At 50.9% G+C, this 552-nt stretch carries 1 rRNA gene; it reads left to right on the top strand.

The features are described from left to right. Positions 1-552, top strand: a 23S ribosomal RNA gene (locus AC1RDJ_RS28400); the annotation flags it as partial.

Here is a 552-nt window from a genome sequence, read left to right on the forward strand (position 1 = left end):
ATAGGGAAGCCGTAGAGAAATCGAGTCCGAATAGGGCGATCAGTCGCTGGGTGTAGACCCGAAACCAAGTGATCTACTCATGGCCAGGATGAAGGTGCGGTAACACGCCCTGGAGGTCCGAACCCACTAATGTTGAAAAATTAGGGGATGAGCTGTGGGTAGGGGTGAAAGGCTAAACAAACTTGGAAATAGCTGGTTCTCTCCGAAAACTATTTAGGTAGTGCCTCAAGTATCACCATCGGGGGTAGAGCACTGTTATGGCTAGGGGGTCATTGCGACTTACCAAACCATTGCAAACTCCGAATACCGATGAGTGCGAGCTTGGGAGACAGACGTCGGGTGCTAACGTCCGGCGTCAAGAGGGAAACAACCCAGACCGCCAGCTAAGGTCCCAAAGATTGGCTAAGTGGAAAACGAAGTGGGAAGGCTAAAACAGTCAGGATGTTGGCTTAGAAGCAGCCATCATTTAAAGAAAGCGTAATAGCTCACTGATCGAGTCGTCCTGCGCGGAAGATGTAACGGGGCTAAGCCAGTCACCGAAGCTGCGGATAT

The organism is Janthinobacterium sp. GW822-FHT07H10 (genome assembly GCF_058798675.1).